The organism is Microterricola pindariensis (genome assembly GCF_002936985.1).
Taxonomy (GTDB): Bacteria; Actinomycetota; Actinomycetes; order Actinomycetales; family Microbacteriaceae; genus Microterricola; species Microterricola pindariensis.
The window spans coordinates 1-18,284 of sequence record NZ_MPZN01000060.1 but is presented as its reverse complement, the minus strand read 5'-3'; the positions used below and the strand labels follow the sequence as shown (position 1 = coordinate 18,284).

General features: G+C 70.5%; 17 protein-coding genes and 1 pseudogene. 14 read left to right on the top strand and 4 right to left on the bottom strand.

Features of this window, described 5'->3' with window-relative positions:
• Positions 1-191 (bottom strand): annotated as a pseudogene (locus GY24_RS14175) (hypothetical protein); the annotation flags it as partial.
• Between the two features lie 23 nt (positions 192-214).
• Between GY24_RS14175 and GY24_RS14170 the strand changes: the two are divergent.
• The gene (locus tag GY24_RS14170; RefSeq protein WP_104476849.1) at positions 215-1,432 is read left to right on the top strand and encodes an MFS transporter; all 1,218 of its coding nucleotides are present in this window, start codon (positions 215-217) and stop codon (positions 1,430-1,432) included.
• Positions 1,433-1,472: 40 nt separating this feature from the next.
• On the opposite strand, the gene GY24_RS14165 is transcribed toward GY24_RS14170, so the two are convergent.
• The gene (locus GY24_RS14165; RefSeq protein ID WP_104476847.1) at positions 1,473-2,432 is read right to left on the bottom strand and encodes an ROK family protein; all 960 of its coding nucleotides are present in this window, start codon (positions 2,430-2,432) and stop codon (positions 1,473-1,475) included.
• Between the two features lie 120 nt (positions 2,433-2,552).
• Between GY24_RS14165 and GY24_RS14160 the strand changes: the two genes are divergently transcribed.
• The 6 genes from GY24_RS14160 (at position 2,553) to GY24_RS14135 (ending at position 8,619) form a co-directional block, all read left to right on the top strand.
• Positions 2,553-3,497 (top strand): sugar-binding transcriptional regulator, encoded by a 945-nt coding sequence (locus tag GY24_RS14160; RefSeq protein ID WP_104476845.1) that lies wholly within the window; start codon positions 2,553-2,555, stop codon positions 3,495-3,497.
• Between the two features lie 73 nt (positions 3,498-3,570).
• A complete protein-coding gene (gene deoC / locus GY24_RS14155; protein ID WP_407662187.1) occupies positions 3,571-4,557 on the top strand; it encodes a deoxyribose-phosphate aldolase in 987 nt (328 codons plus the stop codon).
• A gap of 11 nt (positions 4,558-4,568) precedes the next feature.
• Positions 4,569-6,143, top strand: coding sequence for an aldehyde dehydrogenase family protein (locus GY24_RS14150; RefSeq protein ID WP_104476843.1), 1,575 nt, complete (start codon positions 4,569-4,571; stop codon positions 6,141-6,143).
• Positions 6,140-7,000 (top strand): aldehyde dehydrogenase family protein, encoded by an 861-nt coding sequence (locus GY24_RS14145; RefSeq protein WP_104476841.1) that lies wholly within the window; start codon positions 6,140-6,142, stop codon positions 6,998-7,000. The genes GY24_RS14150 and GY24_RS14145 overlap by 4 nt, the downstream gene beginning before the upstream one ends.
• A gap of 99 nt (positions 7,001-7,099) precedes the next feature.
• Entirely contained in the window at positions 7,100-7,969 is an 870-nt protein-coding gene (locus GY24_RS14140) for a glycerophosphodiester phosphodiesterase (RefSeq protein ID WP_104476839.1), read from the top strand.
• Between the two features lie 65 nt (positions 7,970-8,034).
• The gene (locus tag GY24_RS14135; protein ID WP_104476837.1) at positions 8,035-8,619 is read left to right on the top strand and encodes a GDSL-type esterase/lipase family protein; all 585 of its coding nucleotides are present in this window, start codon (positions 8,035-8,037) and stop codon (positions 8,617-8,619) included.
• Here GY24_RS14135 and GY24_RS14130 read toward each other — a convergent pair.
• Both GY24_RS14130 and GY24_RS14125 read right to left on the bottom strand, forming a co-directional pair.
• Positions 8,603-9,976 (bottom strand): M20/M25/M40 family metallo-hydrolase, encoded by a 1,374-nt coding sequence (locus tag GY24_RS14130; protein ID WP_162842938.1) that lies wholly within the window; start codon positions 9,974-9,976, stop codon positions 8,603-8,605. The genes GY24_RS14135 and GY24_RS14130 overlap by 17 nt on opposite strands.
• 4 nt (positions 9,977-9,980) lie before the next feature.
• Complete coding sequence (locus GY24_RS14125) at positions 9,981-10,259, bottom strand: metal-sensitive transcriptional regulator (protein ID WP_083363511.1); 279 nt, start codon at positions 10,257-10,259, stop codon at positions 9,981-9,983.
• 51 nt (positions 10,260-10,310) lie between these two features.
• Here GY24_RS14125 and GY24_RS14120 point away from each other — a divergent pair, with 51 nt between their 5' ends.
• From GY24_RS14120 to GY24_RS14090, 7 genes are all read left to right on the top strand, one after another.
• Positions 10,311-12,179 (top strand): DUF2207 family protein, encoded by a 1,869-nt coding sequence (locus tag GY24_RS14120; RefSeq protein WP_104476835.1) that lies wholly within the window; start codon positions 10,311-10,313, stop codon positions 12,177-12,179.
• A 31-nt stretch (positions 12,180-12,210) separates the two neighbouring features.
• Entirely contained in the window at positions 12,211-12,570 is a 360-nt protein-coding gene (locus GY24_RS14115; RefSeq protein WP_083363513.1) for a DUF6804 family protein, read from the top strand.
• Positions 12,571-12,733: 163 nt separating this feature from the next.
• Complete coding sequence (locus GY24_RS14110; RefSeq protein WP_104476833.1) at positions 12,734-14,860, top strand: DEAD/DEAH box helicase; 2,127 nt, start codon at positions 12,734-12,736, stop codon at positions 14,858-14,860.
• A 105-nt stretch (positions 14,861-14,965) separates the two neighbouring features.
• Entirely contained in the window at positions 14,966-15,997 is a 1,032-nt protein-coding gene (locus tag GY24_RS14105; protein WP_104476831.1) for a 6-phosphofructokinase, read from the top strand.
• Between the two features lie 41 nt (positions 15,998-16,038).
• Entirely contained in the window at positions 16,039-16,545 is a 507-nt protein-coding gene (locus GY24_RS14100) for an 8-oxo-dGTP diphosphatase (protein ID WP_104476829.1), read from the top strand.
• Positions 16,546-16,685: 140 nt separating this feature from the next.
• Positions 16,686-17,867 (top strand): inorganic phosphate transporter, encoded by a 1,182-nt coding sequence (locus GY24_RS14095; protein ID WP_083363517.1) that lies wholly within the window; start codon positions 16,686-16,688, stop codon positions 17,865-17,867.
• Complete coding sequence (locus GY24_RS14090; RefSeq protein ID WP_104476827.1) at positions 17,864-18,196, top strand: peptidase; 333 nt, start codon at positions 17,864-17,866, stop codon at positions 18,194-18,196. Before GY24_RS14095 ends, GY24_RS14090 begins: the two co-directional genes overlap by 4 nt.
• Positions 18,197-18,284 lie beyond the last annotated feature (88 nt).

Genomic DNA, 18,284 nt, shown 5'->3' with positions numbered 1-18,284 from the left:
GCCGGGGTCGCGGCGTGGCCCAGCGGCCGGGCGGGCTCGCCCGCGGCCCACCGCTCGGCCGGCATCTTCTCGATCAGGGCGACGATTCGGTACAGCACAAGCGCCAGGGCAGGGCCCCAGTCGCCGCTGACCGCGGAATCATCGCCGCGCTCGCCCTGGCTCAGGGGGAGGTGTTTGGCCAGCTCGCTCATGTCAGCCAGCCTAGACTTCACAGGTGACCGAACAAACCGCCCGCCCGCTCTGGGCGGGGCGTACCCTCGCGCTGCTCGGCATCCTGATCGTCGCACTCAACCTGCGCACCGCCGTCGCCGCACTGTCGCCGATCGCCGACCACATCGCCGCCGACATCCCGCTCTCGCCGACCGCGCTCGGCGTGCTCGGCATGCTGCCGCCCGTCTGCTTCGCGCTGTTCGGCATCTTCACTCCGGTGTTCACGCGCCGCATCGGCCTCGAACCGACGCTCATCATCGCCCTCGTGGCCATCGTGCTCGGCCACAGCGTGCGCGGGCTGTCGGTTTCGCTGCCGATGCTGCTCCTCGGCAGCGCCATCACCTTCGCCGGCCTCGGCGTCGGCAACGTGCTGCTGCCGCCGCTGGTCAAGAAGTACTTCCCCGACCGCATCGGGCTGATGACCACGCTGTACGCGACGGCCCTCTCGATGAGCACCTTCCTGCCGCCGCTGCTGGCCGTCCCCGTCGCGGACGCCGACGGCTGGCAGTTCTCACTCGGCATGTGGGCCGTGTTCGCCACGATCGCGCTGGTGCCCTGGCTGATCCTGGCGATCGGGCACCGCCCAGACGCGTCGGCGCTCCCGGAGGAGGCGAAGCCGCAGCTGCTGGTCAAGGCGTGGCGCTCCAGCGTCGGCTGGTCGCTCATGGTCGTCTTCGCGGTGTCCTCGCTCAACGCCTACGCGATGTTCGCCTGGCTGCCCGGCCTCCTGATCGACTCCGCCGGGCTGACCCCCGGTGAGGCCGGCGCGATGCTCTCGCTCTACGCGGCCATGGGCCTGCCCGCCTCGCTGGTGATCCCGCTGCTCGCCGCTCGGCTGCGCCACGTCGGCATCCTGGTCTACGTCGGGGTCGCCTTCTTCCTCGTCGGCTACCTCGGGCTGCTGCTCGTGCCCGCCCAGCTCACCTGGCTGTGGGTCGCCCTGGCCGGCTGCGGGCCGCTGATCTTCCCGCTCTCCCTCGCCCTGATCAACCTGCGCACCCGCACCCACGAGGGCGCGGTCGCGCTCAGCGGCTTCGTGCAGGGCGGCGGATACACGATCGGCGCGTTCGGGCCGCTGCTGGTGGGCCTGCTGCACGAGGTCACCGGCGGCTGGACCGTGCCGCTGCTCGTGCTGATGGGATCCGCCGTGGTGTGCGCACTCGCCGGCTCCATCGTGGCGCGGCCGCACATGCTCGAGGACGGGCACGCGCAGCGCGGCTAGTCGGCCATCTCGGCGCGGTTAGTCGACCATCTCGGCGCGGCTAGTCGACCATCTCCGCGCGGTGGATCAGGGCGGCAGCGCCGATCAGCGGGCCCTCGCCGGAGAGCGCGGAGGGCACCACCTGCACCCGGGTGACGTAGCCGAACGTGGCGCGCTCGGCGACGGCGGCGCGGGCGTGCTCGAACAGGAGCGGGCTCACGTGAGAGAAGCCGCCGCCGATGGCGACGATGTCGAGGTCGACGAGGCTGGCGGCCGAGGCGATCGCGCGGCCGATGGCGCGTCCGGAGCGCGCCACGGCGCGGAGGGCGATCGGGTCGCCCGCGGCCACGGCCGCCGCGAGCTCCTCGCCCGTGCCGCCGATCCAGCCCTCCGCATTCGCCCAGGCGACGGTGCGCGGGCCAGAGGCGACGGCCTCGAGGCAGCCGCTGCCGCCGCACGGGCAGGCATCCTCGTGCCCGCCGATCTCGACGTGGCCGATGTGGCCCGCGTTGCCGGTGGGGCCCGGCACCGTGCGGCCGCCGAGGATGAGGCCGCCGCCGACGCCGGTGGAGACGATCATGCCCATGACGTTGTCGTGGCCGGATGCCGCGCCCACCCAGTGCTCGGCGAGCGTGATGCAGAGGCCGTCCAGGCGCAGGGTGACGGGGACGCCGGGCACGACGGCGTGCACCGTGTCGGCGACGAGGGCGCTGAGCGGGTAGTCGTCCCAGACCGGCATGTTGAGCGGGGAGACGCGGGAGTCGACGAGGTTCACCGGCCCGGCCGCGCCGATGCCGACACCGGCGATGCGCTCGGGGGAGACGGCGGCATCCGGCCCGATCAGCGCGAGCACGCCGCCGAGGGCGCTGCGCACGCTCGCGGCGAGTTCCTCCGCGCTGCGCTCTGGCCCGGTCGGCGCACGGTGGCGGCTGCCGGCGAGCACGGCGCCGTTCTCGTCGACGAGGGCGGCTTCGACTTTGGTGCCGCCGATGTCGACGGCGATGGCGAACGATGCAGACATGGCTTCGAGCATAGAGTGCGCGCGGGCGGCCACCCGTCTGCTCATATGAGCAGAAAGTGCAACGAGTGTTGATATGTGGGGCTGCGCGCGCTTACGCTGGAAGAGGAAGGAAGGCGGACCATGGTCGAACACGACGAACTGTTGTCGATCCGCGCTGCGGAGCTCTACTACGAAGAGAACAAGACGCAGGACGAGATCGGATCAATACTGCGCCTGACGCGCTGGAAGGTCGGGCGGCTGCTCGCCCAGGCGAAGGCCAACGGCTTCATCCGGATCGAGATCGTGCACCCGCGCGCCCGCCGGCTCCCGATCGAGCGCCGGCTCCGCGAGAAGCTCGGGCTGACCGACGCGATCGTGGTCTCCTCCGCCGGTGTGAGTGGCGACGACGAGCTGCAGTCGCGCACCGCCCAGGCCGCCGCCGACTACCTCACCTCCCTGCGCCCCATCCCGCGCACCCTCGGCCTCAGCTGGGGCCGCACCCTGCACGACGTCTCCGTGCACCTCAAGCAGGGCTGGGCGCCGGGCGTCAACGTCGTGCAGATCAACGGCGGCGTCAGCCTGAACAAGCGAGCGGGCACGGCAGCGACAACGGCCGTCACCATCGCCAGCAAGGCCGGCGGCCAGGCGACGCTGCTGCCGAGCCCGGCCATCCTGGAGCGCATTGAGACCAAGCGCGCCATCGAGGCCGACCGCTCCGTTGCCGCCGTGCTCGAGATGGCGGCAACGGCCAGCGCCTACCTGTTCAGCGCCGGTGCGGCCGACCAGAACTCGGTGCACGTCGACAGCGGCTACATCACCGCCGACAACGTCACGGAACTCGTGCGGAAGGGCGCCGTCGGCGACGTCATCGGCCGCTACATCGACAGCAACGGCAACATCGTCGACCCGGCCCTCGACGACCGCACCGTCGGGCTCCGGCTCGACGACCTGCGCCGCTCCGCCCTCTCCATCGCCGTCATCGCAGGCTCCAGCAAGCACGCCGTCGCCGGCGCGGTCGTCAGCAGCGGGCTCTGCACCGTGCTGGTGACCGACGAGGACACCGCCAACGCCCTGCTCGGCGACTGACCCGCCCCAACTCAACAACCGCACATCATTACCGCCCAAACAGTGAGGACACCTCGTGACAGGCACCCAACTCATTCCCACCGAGCGAGCGCTTGCGCTCATCGGCGGGGAGCCCAGCGACGCCAACCTGCGCCGCTACTTGCACGGAATCCCCGGCGTCGACGCGGTCGGCCTGGAGCAGCGTGCAGCCGCCCTCGGCACCCGCTCGGTCAAGACCACGTCCAAGGCGTGGGCGCTCGACACCATCATCAAGCTGATCGACCTCACCACCCTCGAGGGCGCTGACACCCCCGGCAAGGTGCGCTCGCTGGTCGCCAAGGCGCTGACCCCGGATGCCGGCGACCCCAGCTGCCCGCGGGTGGCCGCCGTCTGCGTCTACGGCGACATGGTCCCGTACGCGGTCGCGGCCCTCGGCGCCGCCCACGGCGACCCGGACAAGGGTGGCGTCAGCGTCGCCGCCGTCGCCACCGCGTTCCCGAGCGGCCGGGCGTCCCGCTCGATCAAGCTCGAGGACACGGCGGACGCCGTGCGGGCGGGCGCGGACGAGATCGACATGGTCATCGACCGCGGTGCGTTCCTCTCCGGCCGCTACGGCCTCGTCTACGACGAGATCGTCGCCGTCAAGGAGGCGTGCAAGCGCCCGGACGGCAGCTATGCCCACCTCAAGGTGATCCTGGAGACCGGCGAACTGAACACCTACGACAACGTGCGCCGGGCATCCTGGCTGGCGATCCTCGCCGGGGCGGACTTCATCAAGACCTCCACCGGCAAGGTCGCCCCGGCGGCGACGCTGCCGGTCACGCTGCTGATGCTCGAGGTCGTGCGCGACTGGTACCGCCTCACGGGCGAGAAGATCGGCGTCAAGCCGGCCGGCGGCATCCGCTCGTCCAAGGACGCCATCAAATACGTGGTGACCGTGGCCGAGACCGTCGGTGAGGAGTGGCTGACGCCGCACCTGTTCCGCTTCGGCGCATCCAGCCTGCTGAACGACGTGCTCTTGCAGCGACAGAAGATGGCGAGCGGTCACTACTCCGGCGCCGACTACGTGACGATCGACTAAGGACCAGACACATGAGTTTTCTCGAATACGCACCAGCCCCTGAGTCGCAGTCGATACTGCACCTGAAGAGCGATTACGGCCTGTTCATCGACGGCGAGTTCGTCGAGGGCCAGGGAACGCCGTTCCAGACCATCTCCCCGGCGACGGAGAAGCACATCGCGAACATCGCCCACGCCTCAGAGGCCGACGTTGACCGCGCCGTCGCTGCAGCCCGCCGGGCCTACGACACCACCTGGTCGCGGATGTCCGGCAGCGACAGGGGCAAGTACCTGTTCCGCATCGCCCGACTCGTGCAGGAGCGTGCCCGCGAGCTCGCCGTCGCCGAGACCCTCGACAACGGCAAGCCGATCAAGGAGAGCCGCGACGTCGACGTGCCCCTCGTCGCCGCCTGGTTCTTCTACTACGCCGGCTGGGCGGACAAGCTCGACCACGCCGGCCTCGGTGCCAACCCCGCCTCGCTCGGCGTCGCCGCCCAGGTGATCCCGTGGAACTTCCCGCTGCTGATGCTGGCGTGGAAGATCGCCCCGGCGCTCGCCGCCGGCAACACCGTCGTCATCAAGCCGGCCGAGACCACCTCGCTCTCCGCGATGATCTTCGCCGAGATCCTGCAGCAGGCAGACCTGCCCGCCGGCGTCGTCAACATCGTCACCGGCGCGGGCGAGACCGGCTCGGCGCTCGTCAACCACGGCGACGTCAACAAGGTGGCCTTCACCGGCTCCACCGCGGTCGGCCGCATGATCGCCCGCTCGACCGCCGGAACGGACAAGCGCCTCACCCTCGAGCTCGGCGGCAAGGCGGCGAACATCGTCTTCGACGACGCCCCCATCGACCAGGCCATCGAGGGCATCGTCAACGGCATCTTCTTCAACCAGGGCCACGTCTGCTGCGCAGGCAGCCGGCTCCTCGTGCAGGAGAACATCCACGACGAGGTCATCGAACGGCTGAAGGCCCGCCTCTCCACGCTCCGCCTCGGCGACCCGCTCGACAAGAACACCGACATCGGGGCCATCAACAGCCGCGAGCAGCTGGAGCGCATCCGTGAGCTCAGCGACATCGGCGAGCAAGAGGGCGCCGAGCGCTGGACGGCGGACTGCGCCATCCCCGAGAACGGATTCTGGTTCGCGCCGACCATCTTCACCAATGTGTCCACCAGCAACCGCATCGCCCGCGACGAGGTCTTCGGCCCCGTCCTCTCCGTGCTCACGTTCCGCACGCCGGCCGAGGCCATCGCCAAGGCCAACAACACGCCGTACGGCCTCTCCGCCGGCATCTGGACCGACAAGGGCAGCCGCATCCTGGCCGTGGCCGACAAGCTGCGCGCCGGCGTGATCTGGGCGAACACCTTCAACCGCTTCGACCCGGCCAGCCCGTTCGGCGGCTACAAGGAGTCCGGCTACGGCCGCGAGGGCGGCCGCCACGGCCTCGCCGCGTACCTGAAGCCCGCGGCATCCGCCAGCGCGATCGCCGCCGCCCCCGCCAAGCCCGTGACCGCCGCGAAAGCACAGAACGCCAGCGAGGGTGCAGCGGCATCAGCCCGCGCCGCCTCATCCGTGACCGCCGCGAAAGCAAAGAAGGCCAGCAAATGACCCGCCTCGCCGTTCCCAAGACCTACAAGCTCTACATCGGCGGCAAGTTCCCGCGCAGCGAGTCCGGGCGCACCTACGAGGTGCTCTCGAACAGCGGCGAGTTCCTCGCCAACGCCGCCATGGCCAGCCGCAAGGATGCCAGGGACGCCGTGGTCGCGGCCCGCTCCGCCGTCTCCGGCTGGTCCGGGGCGACCGGCTACAACCGCGGCCAGGTGCTCTACCGCATCGCCGAGCTGCTCGAGGGCCGTCGCGCCCAGTTCGTCGCGGAGATCCGCGACGTCGAGGGCGTCAGCGCCGCGGCGGCCTCTGCGCAGGTCGACGAGGCCATCGACCGCTGGGTCTGGTACGCCGGCTGGGCCGACAAGTACGTGCAGGTGGCGGGCAACGCCAACGCCGTCTCCGGCCCGTACTTCAACATCTCGGTGCCGGAGCCGACCGGCGTCGTGGCCATCGTCGCCCCGCAGGACTCCTCGCTGCTCGGCCTGGTCTCGGCCGTCGCGCCGGCCCTCGTCGCCGGCAACACGGTCGTCGTCATCGCCAGCGAGAAGCTGCCGCTGGCCGCGATCAGCCTGAGCGAGGTGCTGGCCACCAGCGACGTGCCCGGCGGCGTCGTGAACATCCTCACCGGCTCGCCGGCCGAGATCGCGCCGTGGCTGGCCAGCCACGCCGACGTGAACGCCATCGACCTGGTCGGTGCGGGCTCGCTCGACTGGATCTCGATGCAGGTCGCCGCGGCCGACACCCTGAAGCGGGTCTTCACCCCGGAGAACGGGCCGGATGCCGCCGCGCCAGCGCTCGGCCGCATCACCGGATTCACCGAGACTAAGACGGTCTGGCACACCAAGGGCCTGATCTAGTCCCCGTCGCCCGCGAACGCCGCCGACCCCCGCTTTGGGGTGTCGGCGGCGTTTTCCGTTTTATAACGGAACGGTAACGCGTGGGGTAGGGTTTCGGCCATGAAGCGTGCGCTGGTGCTCGCGGCATCCGGAGTGGTGCTGGCCCTGTTGAATGCCGTCCTGCTCGCGCCGAGCAGCAGCCAGGTGTACGCCTCGGACGTCTTCGGCGCGCTGCGCCTGCCGGGGGACCCGGCCTTCATCGCCGGCCACCGCGGCGACCGCTCCGTCGCACCGGAGAACACGATCCCCGCCTTCACCGCCGCGTTCGAGAACGACGCCATGCAGTTCGTCGAGACCGACGTGCAGCTGAGCCGGGACGGCGTCCCGATGCTCTTCCACGACACGACCCTCGAGCGCGTCGCCGGCACACGCAAGCGCGTCGGCGAGCTGAGCGCGCGGCAGCTGAAGCGGTTGGACGTCGGCGCGTTCTACAGCGAGCGCTTCGCCGGTACCCGGATGCCGAGCCTCGCCGAGTTCCTGGATCTGGCCGCCGACTACGACAAGCGCCTGCTGATCGAGCTGAAGTCGGATTGGACGCTGGCGGAGATCGACCGGGTGCTCGCCGTCGTCGACGCGTCGGCGGTCGGCTCCCGCGTGATGCTGCAGAGCTTCAGCATCGAGACACTGCAGAACCTGCAGGAGGCGGCGCCGCAGATCCCGCGGCTGATGCTGATCCGCGAGCTGCCGGCTGACCCCGTGCCGATGGCCAGGCAGTTGGGCGTGCTGGCGCTCGGCACGACGGCCCGTGCGGTGACGGCGGCACCGGAGTCCCTGCAGCGGCTGCACGAGGCCGGATTCGGCGTGCTCTGCTACACCCTGAACTCCGAGCGCAGCTGGGCAGAGGTGCGTGCGCTCGGCGTCGACGGCATCATCACCGACACCCCGAGCGAGCTCGACGGCTGGCTCGCCCAGAACGCCCCTGGCACCTAGGCGTCGCGGCCCGAACCTAGCCAAATCACAGCATCCGGGGGCAGGATGGATGTCGGAGGTTCGTCATGTCTGGATCAATCGCGTTTGTGGGAGACAGTCTGACGGCCGCCGGGCGCTGGGACGAGTGGCTCCCCGAATTCACGGTGAGCAACCATGCCGCGGGGGGCGCGACGACGGCCGATGTGCTGGCCGAGGTCGACGTGGTGCTCGCCAACCGCCCCGACGCCTATGTGCTTCTCATCGGCACCAACGACCTGGCCTGGCGCAAGTCCGTCGAGCACGTGGTGCGCAATGTGGAGAGCATTCTCGCCACGGTGCGCAAGCAGGAGCCGAGCACCCGGATGCTGGTGCAGTCGGTGCTCCCGCGCGAGCCGGAGTTCGCGGCATCCATTCGCGACATCAACCGGCACCTCTGGCAGTACTCCAGCACCGTGCGGGCGCAGTTCCTCGACCTGTGGCCCGTTCTGGCCGACGAGAACGGCGCGCTCTCGCCCGCGCACAGCGAGGACGGCCTGCACCTGACGGCGGCCGGCTACGAGATCTGGCTCGACGCGCTGCGGCCGGCCATCGAGCACCTCTTCGCCGTGCCGACGACCACGACGCCCATCGACGTGCTCTCCGACTCGGTGTCGGTCAGCGGCCCGCGATGAGGTGGCGGTAGAAGTCGATCCCGCGCAGCCACGTCGCCACGTGGATCCGCTCGTCCTTGGCGTGCAGGGTCGCCCGTTCCTCCGCGCTCATCTCGAACGGCGTGAAGCGGTACACGGCGTCGCTGACGCCGGTGAACCAGCGGCTGTCGCTCGCCCCGGTCTGCACGTAGGGGGTGGAGAGCACCTCGGCGTCGATGGCGGAGACGGCGTCGACGATCGACTGCCAGGCCGGCCCGGACATGGGGGAGACGGGCGACGGCTCGCTGGACTGGTGCACCGACACCTGCACGAGAGGGTCGGCGATCGCGCGGCGCACGTGCTCCACCGTCTCGGCGATGCTGGAGCCGACCGCGACGCGCACGTTCACGATCGCCTCTGCCCGCTCGGCCAGGGCGTTGTGCGCCATGCTGCCGGAGAGCTGGGTGACGGCCGTCGTGGTGCGCACGAGGGCGTTCGTCTCGTCGCTCATCCGCGCGAACACGAGGCGCAGCACGGGGCCGAACAGGCGCGGGCGCCGGAACACCGCCGCGAGCGGTCCGCTGCTGTGCGCGCCGACGATGCGCAGCATCTCGGCGATCGCCGGGTTGATCGCGGTGGGGAACGGCCGGGCATTCAGCCGCACGATGGCGCGGGCCAGCCGCACCGTCGCCGTCATCTTCGGGGGAGTGGAGGCGTGCCCGCCCTGCTGCTGCACCGCGAGGGCCAGGCTGGTGATGCCCTTCTCGCTGACGCCGATCATGGCGCTCGGCCGGGCGAGGCCGGGCAGCACGCCGCTGACGATGGCTCCGCCCTCGTCGAGGACGAGGGCAGGGCGGATGCCACGCTCGGCGAGCAGAGCAGCGGCCGCCTGTGCGCCGCTGCCGTGGGTCTCCTCGTCGTGGCCGAAGCTCAGGTAGACGTCGCGGCTGGGGGTGAGGCCGGTCGCGAGCTCGGCCTCGACGGCCTCCAGGATCGCCACGAGGGCGGCCTTGTCGTCGAGGGCGCCGCGCGCCCAGAGCACGCGCTCCGCCCCGTCGCCCTCGACCACGGCGTCGAACGGCGGATGCCGCCAGCCCTCCGCGGTCGCCGCGACGACGTCGTAGTGCGCCATGAGCACCAGCGGTGCGGCATCCGTCGTGCCCCGCCAGCGGAACAGCATCGAGTGCCCAGCGACGAGCTCCAGCTCGAGCCCGGCATGGGCGAGCGGGTAGAGCTCGGCGAGCAGCTCGCGGAAGCGGGTGAACACGGGCCAGTCCGTCTCGGACGGGTTGGTGCGCGACATCGTCGGCACGCGCAGAAGCTGTTGGAAGCGCGCCACGGCAGGGTCGGCGTCCAGCGGGCCGGCCGTCGACGGCGCGGCGTCGCGCAGGGTGCTCATGCGCCTAGCCGCGGTTGTTGCTGAGCTCGAAGACCTTCAACAGCTCGGCGACGGCGGCATCGCGCTCGTCGCCGCCCGCCTCGAACTGGTGCGTGACGTGGGTGCGCAGGTGGTTCTCCACGAGCAGCTTGTTCAGCGAGCCGAGTGACTTCTGGATCGCCAGGGACAGCGTGATGATGTCGACGCAGTAGTCCTCGTTCTCGATCATCTTCTCGAGCCCGCGCATCTGCCCCTCGAGGATGCGGGTGCGGTGCAGTGCACGCTTCTTGATGTCTTCGATCACGCTCTCAGACTAGCGGCAGCAGCCTTGATGCGGGCCGATACTGTGGAGGCCATGAAGCAACGCCTGCGCCGCCCTCTGCCCCTCCTTGCCGTCGCCCTGCTGCTGCTCGGAATCGGCGCAGGGCTGGCCGGCACGGCGCCGGCCGCGCAGGCGGCCGTGGAGCCGGCGGCCGCAGTGGGCACCGGCGTCGACGACTTCCGCTTCGCCTCCTTCGACGCCGACTACCTGCTCGGCCGCGACGTCGAGGGTCGCTCGACCCTCGAGACGACAGAGACGCTCGTGGCGGTGTTCCCGGAGCTCGACCAGAACAGGGGCATCCGCCGGGCGATCCCGCTGCGCTACGACGGGCACCCCACCGACCTGGTCGTGCAGGGCGTCACCGACGAGAATGGCGTGCCGCGCCCCTACGAGAGCGAGGAGGACGAGGACGGCGAGTTCCTCATTGTCACGATCGCCGCCGACGGCTACGTGCACGGCACCCAGAGCTACGTCATCCGCTACAGCCAGCAGAACATCACGCTGGAGCCGGACGACGGAACGCAGCAGGAGTTCTACCGCGACGTCAACGGCGTCGGCTGGGCCCAACCCTTCGACCGGGTCGGTGCGACGCTGCGGATGGACGCGGAGCTCGCCGCCTCACTGAACGGGCAAATGGCCTGCTACCGCGGCCCGCAGGGCTCCAGCCAGCCGTGCGAGCAGATCGTGCTCACCGAGAGCGCCCCGCCGAGCGTCGTTGCGGAGGCGAGCGGGCTCGGCGCGTACGAGAACCTGACCATGGCCGTCGGATTCGAGCCGGGAACCTTCGTGCCGCGGGACGGCTCCCTGGCCGCCTCGCCGTCCGGCATCGCCGGGGTCGGCGCCGCCCTGGCGACGCTCGGCGTGTTCGCCACCGCGGTCAGCACCCGCCGCCGGCGCTGGCGTGATGCGCCGGGCCGGGGCATCGTCATCGCCGAGTATGAGCCGCCGGCCGGGGTCGACGTGCTGCTCGCCGCCGAGCTGCTCGGCCGCGAGAAGAAGGGCGTCACGGCGGCCATCCTCGACCTCGCCGTCGGCCGCGCCCTGCGTGTGATCGAGCTGAAGAAGAACCGCTTCCAGCTCGAGCTGGTGAACCCGGACGCCGCGAGCGGCCCGCTCCGCCCGGTGCTGACCGCCATCTTCGGCGAGAGCCTCCGTCCCGGCGAGCGGCACACGCTCGGTACGACGAGCAACAGCATCGGCACGAAACTGCACGCGGTGACCGCCGCGACCAGGAAGCGGTCGCGCGCCGCGGGCTTCCGGCGCCGGGCGGATGGCGGACGGCGGCTGCTCCTCGTCATCGCCGCAGTGGGCGGCGCGGTGCTGACGGTGGTGTTCAGCGCGATCGCCCTCGAATCGGACCGGGGCGGGCTGTGGCCGCTGGCCGCCATCCTCGTGGCGGGCCTCGCCGCCGTGCTGACCGCGATCTGGCTCGCCGACATCCGCCCGCTCACCGCCCAGGGCGCGCTCGCGGTCGAACACCTGCGCGGCCTGGAGCTGTTCATCCGGCTGGCGGAAGCCGACCGGCTGCGGATGCTGCAGAGCCCGAGCGGCGCTCTGCGCGACGCGGTGCCGGGCGTGCAGGGCGGCACGCCCTCTGGAGCGCCGTCTGATGCGCAGGTGCTCCGGCTGCACGAGAAGCTGCTGCCCTACGCCGCGCTGTTCGGCCAGGAGAAGGAGTGGGCGGCGGCGCTTGCCTCGCTCTACGCCCAGAGCGGCGAGCCCGACTGGTATCAGGGCCGCAGCGGCTTCAACCTGGCCGCTTTCGCCGTCGGGGTGAGCAGCTTCAGCACCGCCTCCTCAAGCTCCTGGTCGAGCTCCTCCTCGAGTTCCTCCAGCGGCGGCTCCGGCGGCGGCGGCTTCAGCGGTGGGGGCGGCGGCGGGGGAGGCGGCGGCGGCGTGTAGACCGGGGCCGGCGAACGCCTACGCTGGGAGCATGTCGAATCGCCCCGCCGCCCGCACCCCCGCACGCTCCGCCACGCCAGAGTTCAGCCGTCCGGCGCTGGCGCCCGGGCTGCTCGGGGCGATCGCGCTGATGGTGGGGCTCGCGCTGCTGGACGTCGACGCCTTCACCATCATCCGCTTCGTGGTCAGCATCCTCGCCCTGATCGTCTGCGTCTTCGCCGTGCAGGGGAAGGCGTGGTGGTGGCTGATCGGCCTGGCCCCGATCGCCGTGCTCTGGAACCCGATCGTCGTCATCGAACTGCACGGGCAGGGCTGGGTCTCTCTGCAGTTCGTGGCCGCCTTGATCTTCATTGCCAGCGGAATCTTCATCAAGGTGCCGAGCAAGGCCTGAAAACCCCGCCGACGCAGTACACTGATACCGCGTCGGCAGACCCTGTCACCGCCTCGACCGTGCACGGCACGTTGCTTGGGGATGGGTTCGGCGCGTAGTTCGCGGGCATCACCGGACAGCAACCGGTCGAGGGCGAACGCAGGCATCCGAGAGTTGGAGAACAATGCCCGAACAGCGACGCTCCCGTCAGCGCACCCGCAGCCGCGATGACGAGGCGCCCATCATCCCGATCCTCGCCCGCAAGGTGCGCGAGGTGGAGGCGAAGGCGCAGGGCGGCAAGGTCGGCCCGACCAACCGCACCAAGTTCCAGGTCATCGCCCTGCTGATGCGCGAGGAGCGCGCCCGGGTGAAGACCGACCCCGAGATCAGCGACGCCAGCCGCGCCGAACTGCTCAAGCGCCTCGACGGCATCGCCCAGATCCTGGCCAAGACAGCGGCCCGCGACACCAGCCTGATCACCCTGCTGGAGCCGGACGCCGGGGTCGGCGCCGTCGCGCAGCGCTTCCGCCGCGACTGGCTGCTGGAATCCGGTGCAGAGCTCAGCCCGGACGAGCTGATCATCACCCGCGAGCCGGAGGCCAAGCCCGAGATCGCCGAGAACCAGGTGATCCCGCAGTCGGTGAAGGCCCGCCAGCTGGCGAACCCGTTCCTTGCCCCCGATTTCTCCCGCCCGGCCACGGCTGTCGTGCCGGTGCGCCGGCTCGCCAACTGGGAGCTGCTCAGCCCCCTGTTCAAGTCCTTCGAGTACGGCTCCGGCGGCCAGTCCGCCAGCATGGAGCTGCCGGAGGCGCCGAAGATCGACCGTCTCTCGCCCAAGGGCATGACGCTGATGAAGCACCAGGCCCGTTTCGTGGAGAGCGTGCGCCGCGGCCACCGCAGCTTCCTGCTCGCCGACGAGCCGGGACTCGGCAAGACCGCGCAGAGCGTGCTCGCGGCATCCGTCGCCGACGCCTACCCGCTCCTGGCCGTCGTGCCCAACGTGGTCAAGATGAACTGGGCCCGCGAGGTGGAGCGCTGGACGCCGCACCGCCGCGCGACGGTCATCCACGGCGACGGCGACACCCTGGACGCCTTCGCCGACGTCGTCATCGTCAACTACGACGTGCTCGACCGGCACCGCACCTGGCTCGGCACCCTCGGGTTCCGCGGCATGGTCGTCGACGAGGCGCACTTCATCAAGAACCTGCAGTCGCAGCGCTCCAAGCACGTGCTGGCGCTGGCCGACAAGATCCGGCAGACCACGCCGGGCGGCGACCCGCTGCTCATGGCCCTGACCGGAACCCCGCTGATCAACGACGTCGACGACTTCCGCGCGATCTGGCAGTACCTCGGCTGGATCAACGGCGACAAGCCGGCCCCGGCCCTGCTCGCCAAGCTCGAGGAGTCCGGCCTGACGCCGGCCGACATGGGCTTCTACGCCGAGGCACGCGCCGCCGTCATCGACATGGGCATCGTGCGCCGCCGCAAGGTCGACGTGGCCAAGGACCTGCCGGCCAAGCGCATCGCCGACCTGCCGGTCGAGCTGGACGACGACCTCGGACGGTCCATCCGCCAGGCGGAGCGCGAGCTCGGCTACCGGCTGCGCGAGCGCTTCCTCGCCCTCGTCTCCTCCCGCGGCCTCACCGTCGGGCAGCTCGACGAGGACCAGTTCGACAGCTTCGTCCGCGCCGTCGCGCACGCCGAGCTCGAGGAGTCCAAGGCCGCCAAGTCCGGCGACAACGTGTTCACCATGGTGCGCAAGATCGGCCAGGCCAAGGCGGCGCTCGCCGCCGACTACGCGGCCCAGCTGGCCCGCTCCGTCGGCAAGGTGGTCTTCTTCGCGAAGCACATCGACGTCATGGATGCCGCGGAGGAGACCTTCGCCAAGCGCGACCTCAAGACGGTGTCGCTGCGCGGCGACCAGAGCGCCGTGGCCCGCCAGGCCGCCATCGACGCGTTCAACAACGACCCGGAGGTCTCGGTCGCGGTGTGCTCGCTCACGGCGGCCGGCGTCGGCGTCAACCTGCAGGCCGCCTCCAACGTGGTGCTCGCCGAGCTCAGCTGGACGGCTGCGGAGCAGACGCAGGCGATCGACCGCGTGCACCGCATCGGCCAGGAGGAGCCCGTCACCGCGTGGCGCATCATCGCCGCGCACACCATCGACGCCAAGATCGCCGAGCTCATCGACAGCAAGCAGGGGCTCGCCGCGCGGGCCCTGGACGGCTCGGACGAGGAGCTCGTCGCGGCGGACTCCGTGCAGCAGAATGCGCTCGCGCACCTGTTGCGGCAGGCCATCGACGGTTCGCTGTAGACTCACAAAATCCGACCGATACGCCCCGACGAAGCGGCATTCGGGCGCATGCTCAGGTGGCATGCGTCGGAACAACCACCCAGAACCAACGAGGAGCCAGGGCGCATGAAGATCGGAATCTTGACGAGCGGCGGAGACTGCCCGGGCCTGAACGCGGTGATCCGCGGGGCGGTGCTCAAGGGCGTCATCTCGCACGACACCGAGTTCGTCGGCTTCCGCTCCGGCTGGCGCGGCGTCGTCGAGGCCGACATCATGCCGATCACGCGCCACGACGTGCGCGGCCTCGCCAAGCAGGGTGGCACCATCCTCGGCTCCAGCCGCACCAACCCCTTCGAGGGCGAGGGCGGCGGCCCGGAGAACATCCAGCGCATGCTCGATGAGAACGGCATCGACGCGATCATCGCGATCGGCGGCGAGGGCACCCTCACTGCCGCACGCCGCCTGCACGACGAGGGCGGCATCAACGTCGTCGGCGTGCCGAAGACGATCGACAACGACCTGACCGCCACCGACTACTCCTTCGGCTTCGACACCGCCGTGGAGATCGCCACGGAGGCCATCGACCGCCTGCGCACCACCGCCGACTCGCACGGCCGCTGCATGGTGCTCGAGGTCATGGGCCGCCACGTCGGCTGGATCGCCCTGCACTCCGGCATGGCCGGCGGCGCGCACGCCATCCTCATCCCCGAGCAGCCGCAGTCCATCGAGCAGATCTGCGAGTGGGTGGAGTCCGTGCGCGAGCGCGGCCGCGCCCCGCTCGTCGTCGTCGCCGAGGGCTTCACCCTCGAGGGCATGACCGAGGCGCACTCGCACAAGGGCCTGGACGCCTTCAACCGCCCGCGCCTCGGCGGCATCGCCGAGTTGCTCGCCCCGATGATCGAGGAGCGCACCGGCATCGAGTCCCGCGCGACCGTTCTCGGCCACATCCAGCGCGGCGGCGCCCCGAGCGCCTACGACCGGGTGCTGGCCACCCGTCTCGGCATGGCGGCCGTCGAGGCCGTCTACGAGCGCCAGTGGGGCTCCATGGTGTCCCTCCGCGGCACCGAGATCAAGACCGTGAGCATCGCCGAGGCGACCGGCGGGCTGAACACCGTGCCGCAGGAGCGCTTCGACGAGGCGCGCATCCTGTTCGGCTAGGCCGGCCACCGCGCATTCGACCCACGCCGATTCGAGCTGACATGGCCCCCGCCCCGCTCCCGCAGGTGTGCGTCGTGTACCTGCTGCGCACCGACGAGCGCGGCATCCGGCAGGTCCTGCTCGGCCGCAAGAAGCTCGGCCTCGGCCAGGGCAACTTCGTCGCGCCGGGCGGCAAGCTCGAGCCGGGGGAGTCGCCGGCGGATGCCGCGGTGCGCGAGGTCGCCGAGGAGGCGGGCGTGCTCGTCGAGCCCGCAGACCTGCAGAGCCGCGGCATGCTCGACTACTTCTTCCCGCACCGCGAATCGTGGAGCCAGCGCTCGCACGTCTTCGTCTGCGAGCGCTGGACGGGCATTCCCCGAGAATCCAATGAGCTGAATCCGGAGTGGGTCGATCTGGACGCCGTCCCGTACGCAGAAATGTGGGATGACGCGCGGTTTTGGCTGCCGGAGGTGCTGGCAGGGGGAGGGGTCCGGCGCGACTTCACCTTCGGCGAGGATCTTGCAAGCGTCGTGGATGCGACACTCTCGGCCGAGCGGCCCCAGCGCTGACCCGCGCTCAGGTTGACCTTGGTCGATCTGGGTGTAAGTATCGACGTGGTGTTCCGCAGTTCTTCGATTTCGGCAAGCCATTCCTAGTGAATTTCCGGTGTATTTTCACCGAACCCCCCTTCCCCTAAAGAAAGTCGCCGGTGGATATCACCCTGATCGTCGTGCTTGTCATCGCGCTCGCACTGTTCTTCGATTTCACGAACGGCTTCCACGACACCGCCAACGCGATGGCCACCCCCATCGCGACCGGTGCCATGAAGCCGAAGGTCGCGGTCACCCTCGCGGCGCTGCTCAACCTCGTCGGGGCGTTCCTGTCCACCGAGGTCGCCAAGACCATCTCGCACGGCATCATCAATGAGGGCGAGGGCGGCGTTCTCATCACGCCGGAACTGATCTTCGCCGGCCTCATCGGCGCCGTCGTCTGGAACATGCTGACCTGGCTGCTCGGGCTCCCGTCCAGCTCCAGCCACGCCCTCTTCGGCGGTCTCATCGGTGCTGCCCTCGTCGGCGCCGGCATCAACGCGATCAACATCGACCAGGTGCTCTCCAAGGTGATCCTGCCCGCGCTCATCGCGCCGGTCACCGCCGGTGTCGTCGCCTATGCGGCCACCAAGCTGGCCTACGCCATCACGCGCCGCTACGACGGCCGCCCCGACGGCCGCGACGGCTTCCGTTACGCGCAGATCTTCTCCAGCTCGCTCGTCGCCCTGGCGCACGGCACGAACGACGCTCAGAAGACCATGGGTGTCATCACGCTGGTGCTGGTCTCCAGCGGCCTGCAGGCAGCCGACAACGACAACGTGCAGACCTGGGTCGTCGTGACCTGTGCACTGGCCATCGCGCTCGGAACGTACATGGGCGGATGGCGCATCATCCGCACGCTCGGCACCGGCCTCACCGACGTCAAGCCCGCCCAGGGCTTCGCCGCGGAGACCGCCACGGCGGCCACGATCCTCGCCTCCACCCACCTCGGTTTCGCCCTCTCCACCACGCAGGTCGCCTCCGGCTCGGTCATCGGCTCTGGCCTCGGCCGCCGCGGCTCGACCGTGCGCTGGGGCACCGCCGGCCGCATCGGCATCGGCTGGCTGCTCACGCTGCCCGCCGCCGCCCTCGTCGGCGCGGTCGCCGCCTGGATCGCGCACCTCGGTCCGTGGGGCATCGTCGTCGACGCCGTCATCGGCACCGTCGTGATCGTCGGCATCTTCCTCTGGTCGCGCCGCGACGAGATCTCGCACAGCAACGTCGTCAGCGACGTCGCCGACTCGGGCAAGGCCGTCAAGATCAAGAGCAACCCCAAGCCCAAGCGAAAGGCAAAGCCGTGATCGACTGGGTCGCCTTCTTCATCGTCTTCCTGGCGGCGATCGTCTCCACCGTTGTCGTCGTCTCCACCTACTCGCTCGGCCTGCGTCTGCTCTCGGCCTCCGGTCGGATCCCCGTCGTCGAGCCGGCCGAGTTCACCGACGCCATCACCGTGATGTCGGCCAAGGAGATCAAGACCGCCACGAAGCGCGCCCGCAAGGCCGCCAAGAAGAATCCGCTCACCGCGGGGCAGAAGCAGGCCGCCTTCATCGGCGCCTGGGCCTGCTTCGTCGTCTGTGCCTGCGCGGTGCTCTTCGGCATCTACCTGATCGTCCCCGCCCTGCACTCCTAGGCCGTCTCCCCGCTGCCGGTCGCCGCCCGCCCGCCGGCGGCCGGTCGCCGCCCGCCCGCCGCCGGTCGCCCGCTGCCGGCTCCCCGGC

Coding starts and splice junctions, on each gene's coding strand:
- GY24_RS14165 (WP_104476847.1), bottom strand. CDS start 2,432: ATGTCTGCATCGTTCGCCATCGCCGTCGACATCGGCGGCACCAAAGTC.
- GY24_RS14160 (WP_104476845.1), top strand. CDS start 2,553: ATGGTCGAACACGACGAACTGTTGTCGATCCGCGCTGCGGAGCTCTAC.
- GY24_RS14150 (WP_104476843.1), top strand. CDS start 4,569: ATGAGTTTTCTCGAATACGCACCAGCCCCTGAGTCGCAGTCGATACTG.
- GY24_RS14145 (WP_104476841.1), top strand. CDS start 6,140: ATGACCCGCCTCGCCGTTCCCAAGACCTACAAGCTCTACATCGGCGGC.
- GY24_RS14140 (WP_104476839.1), top strand. CDS start 7,100: ATGAAGCGTGCGCTGGTGCTCGCGGCATCCGGAGTGGTGCTGGCCCTG.
- GY24_RS14135 (WP_104476837.1), top strand. CDS start 8,035: ATGTCTGGATCAATCGCGTTTGTGGGAGACAGTCTGACGGCCGCCGGG.
- GY24_RS14130 (WP_162842938.1), bottom strand. CDS start 9,976: ATGAGCACCCTGCGCGACGCCGCGCCGTCGACGGCCGGCCCGCTGGAC.
- GY24_RS14120 (WP_104476835.1), top strand. CDS start 10,311: ATGAAGCAACGCCTGCGCCGCCCTCTGCCCCTCCTTGCCGTCGCCCTG.
- GY24_RS14115 (WP_083363513.1), top strand. CDS start 12,211: ATGTCGAATCGCCCCGCCGCCCGCACCCCCGCACGCTCCGCCACGCCA.
- GY24_RS14110 (WP_104476833.1), top strand. CDS start 12,734: ATGCCCGAACAGCGACGCTCCCGTCAGCGCACCCGCAGCCGCGATGAC.
- GY24_RS14105 (WP_104476831.1), top strand. CDS start 14,966: ATGAAGATCGGAATCTTGACGAGCGGCGGAGACTGCCCGGGCCTGAAC.
- GY24_RS14100 (WP_104476829.1), top strand. CDS start 16,039: ATGGCCCCCGCCCCGCTCCCGCAGGTGTGCGTCGTGTACCTGCTGCGC.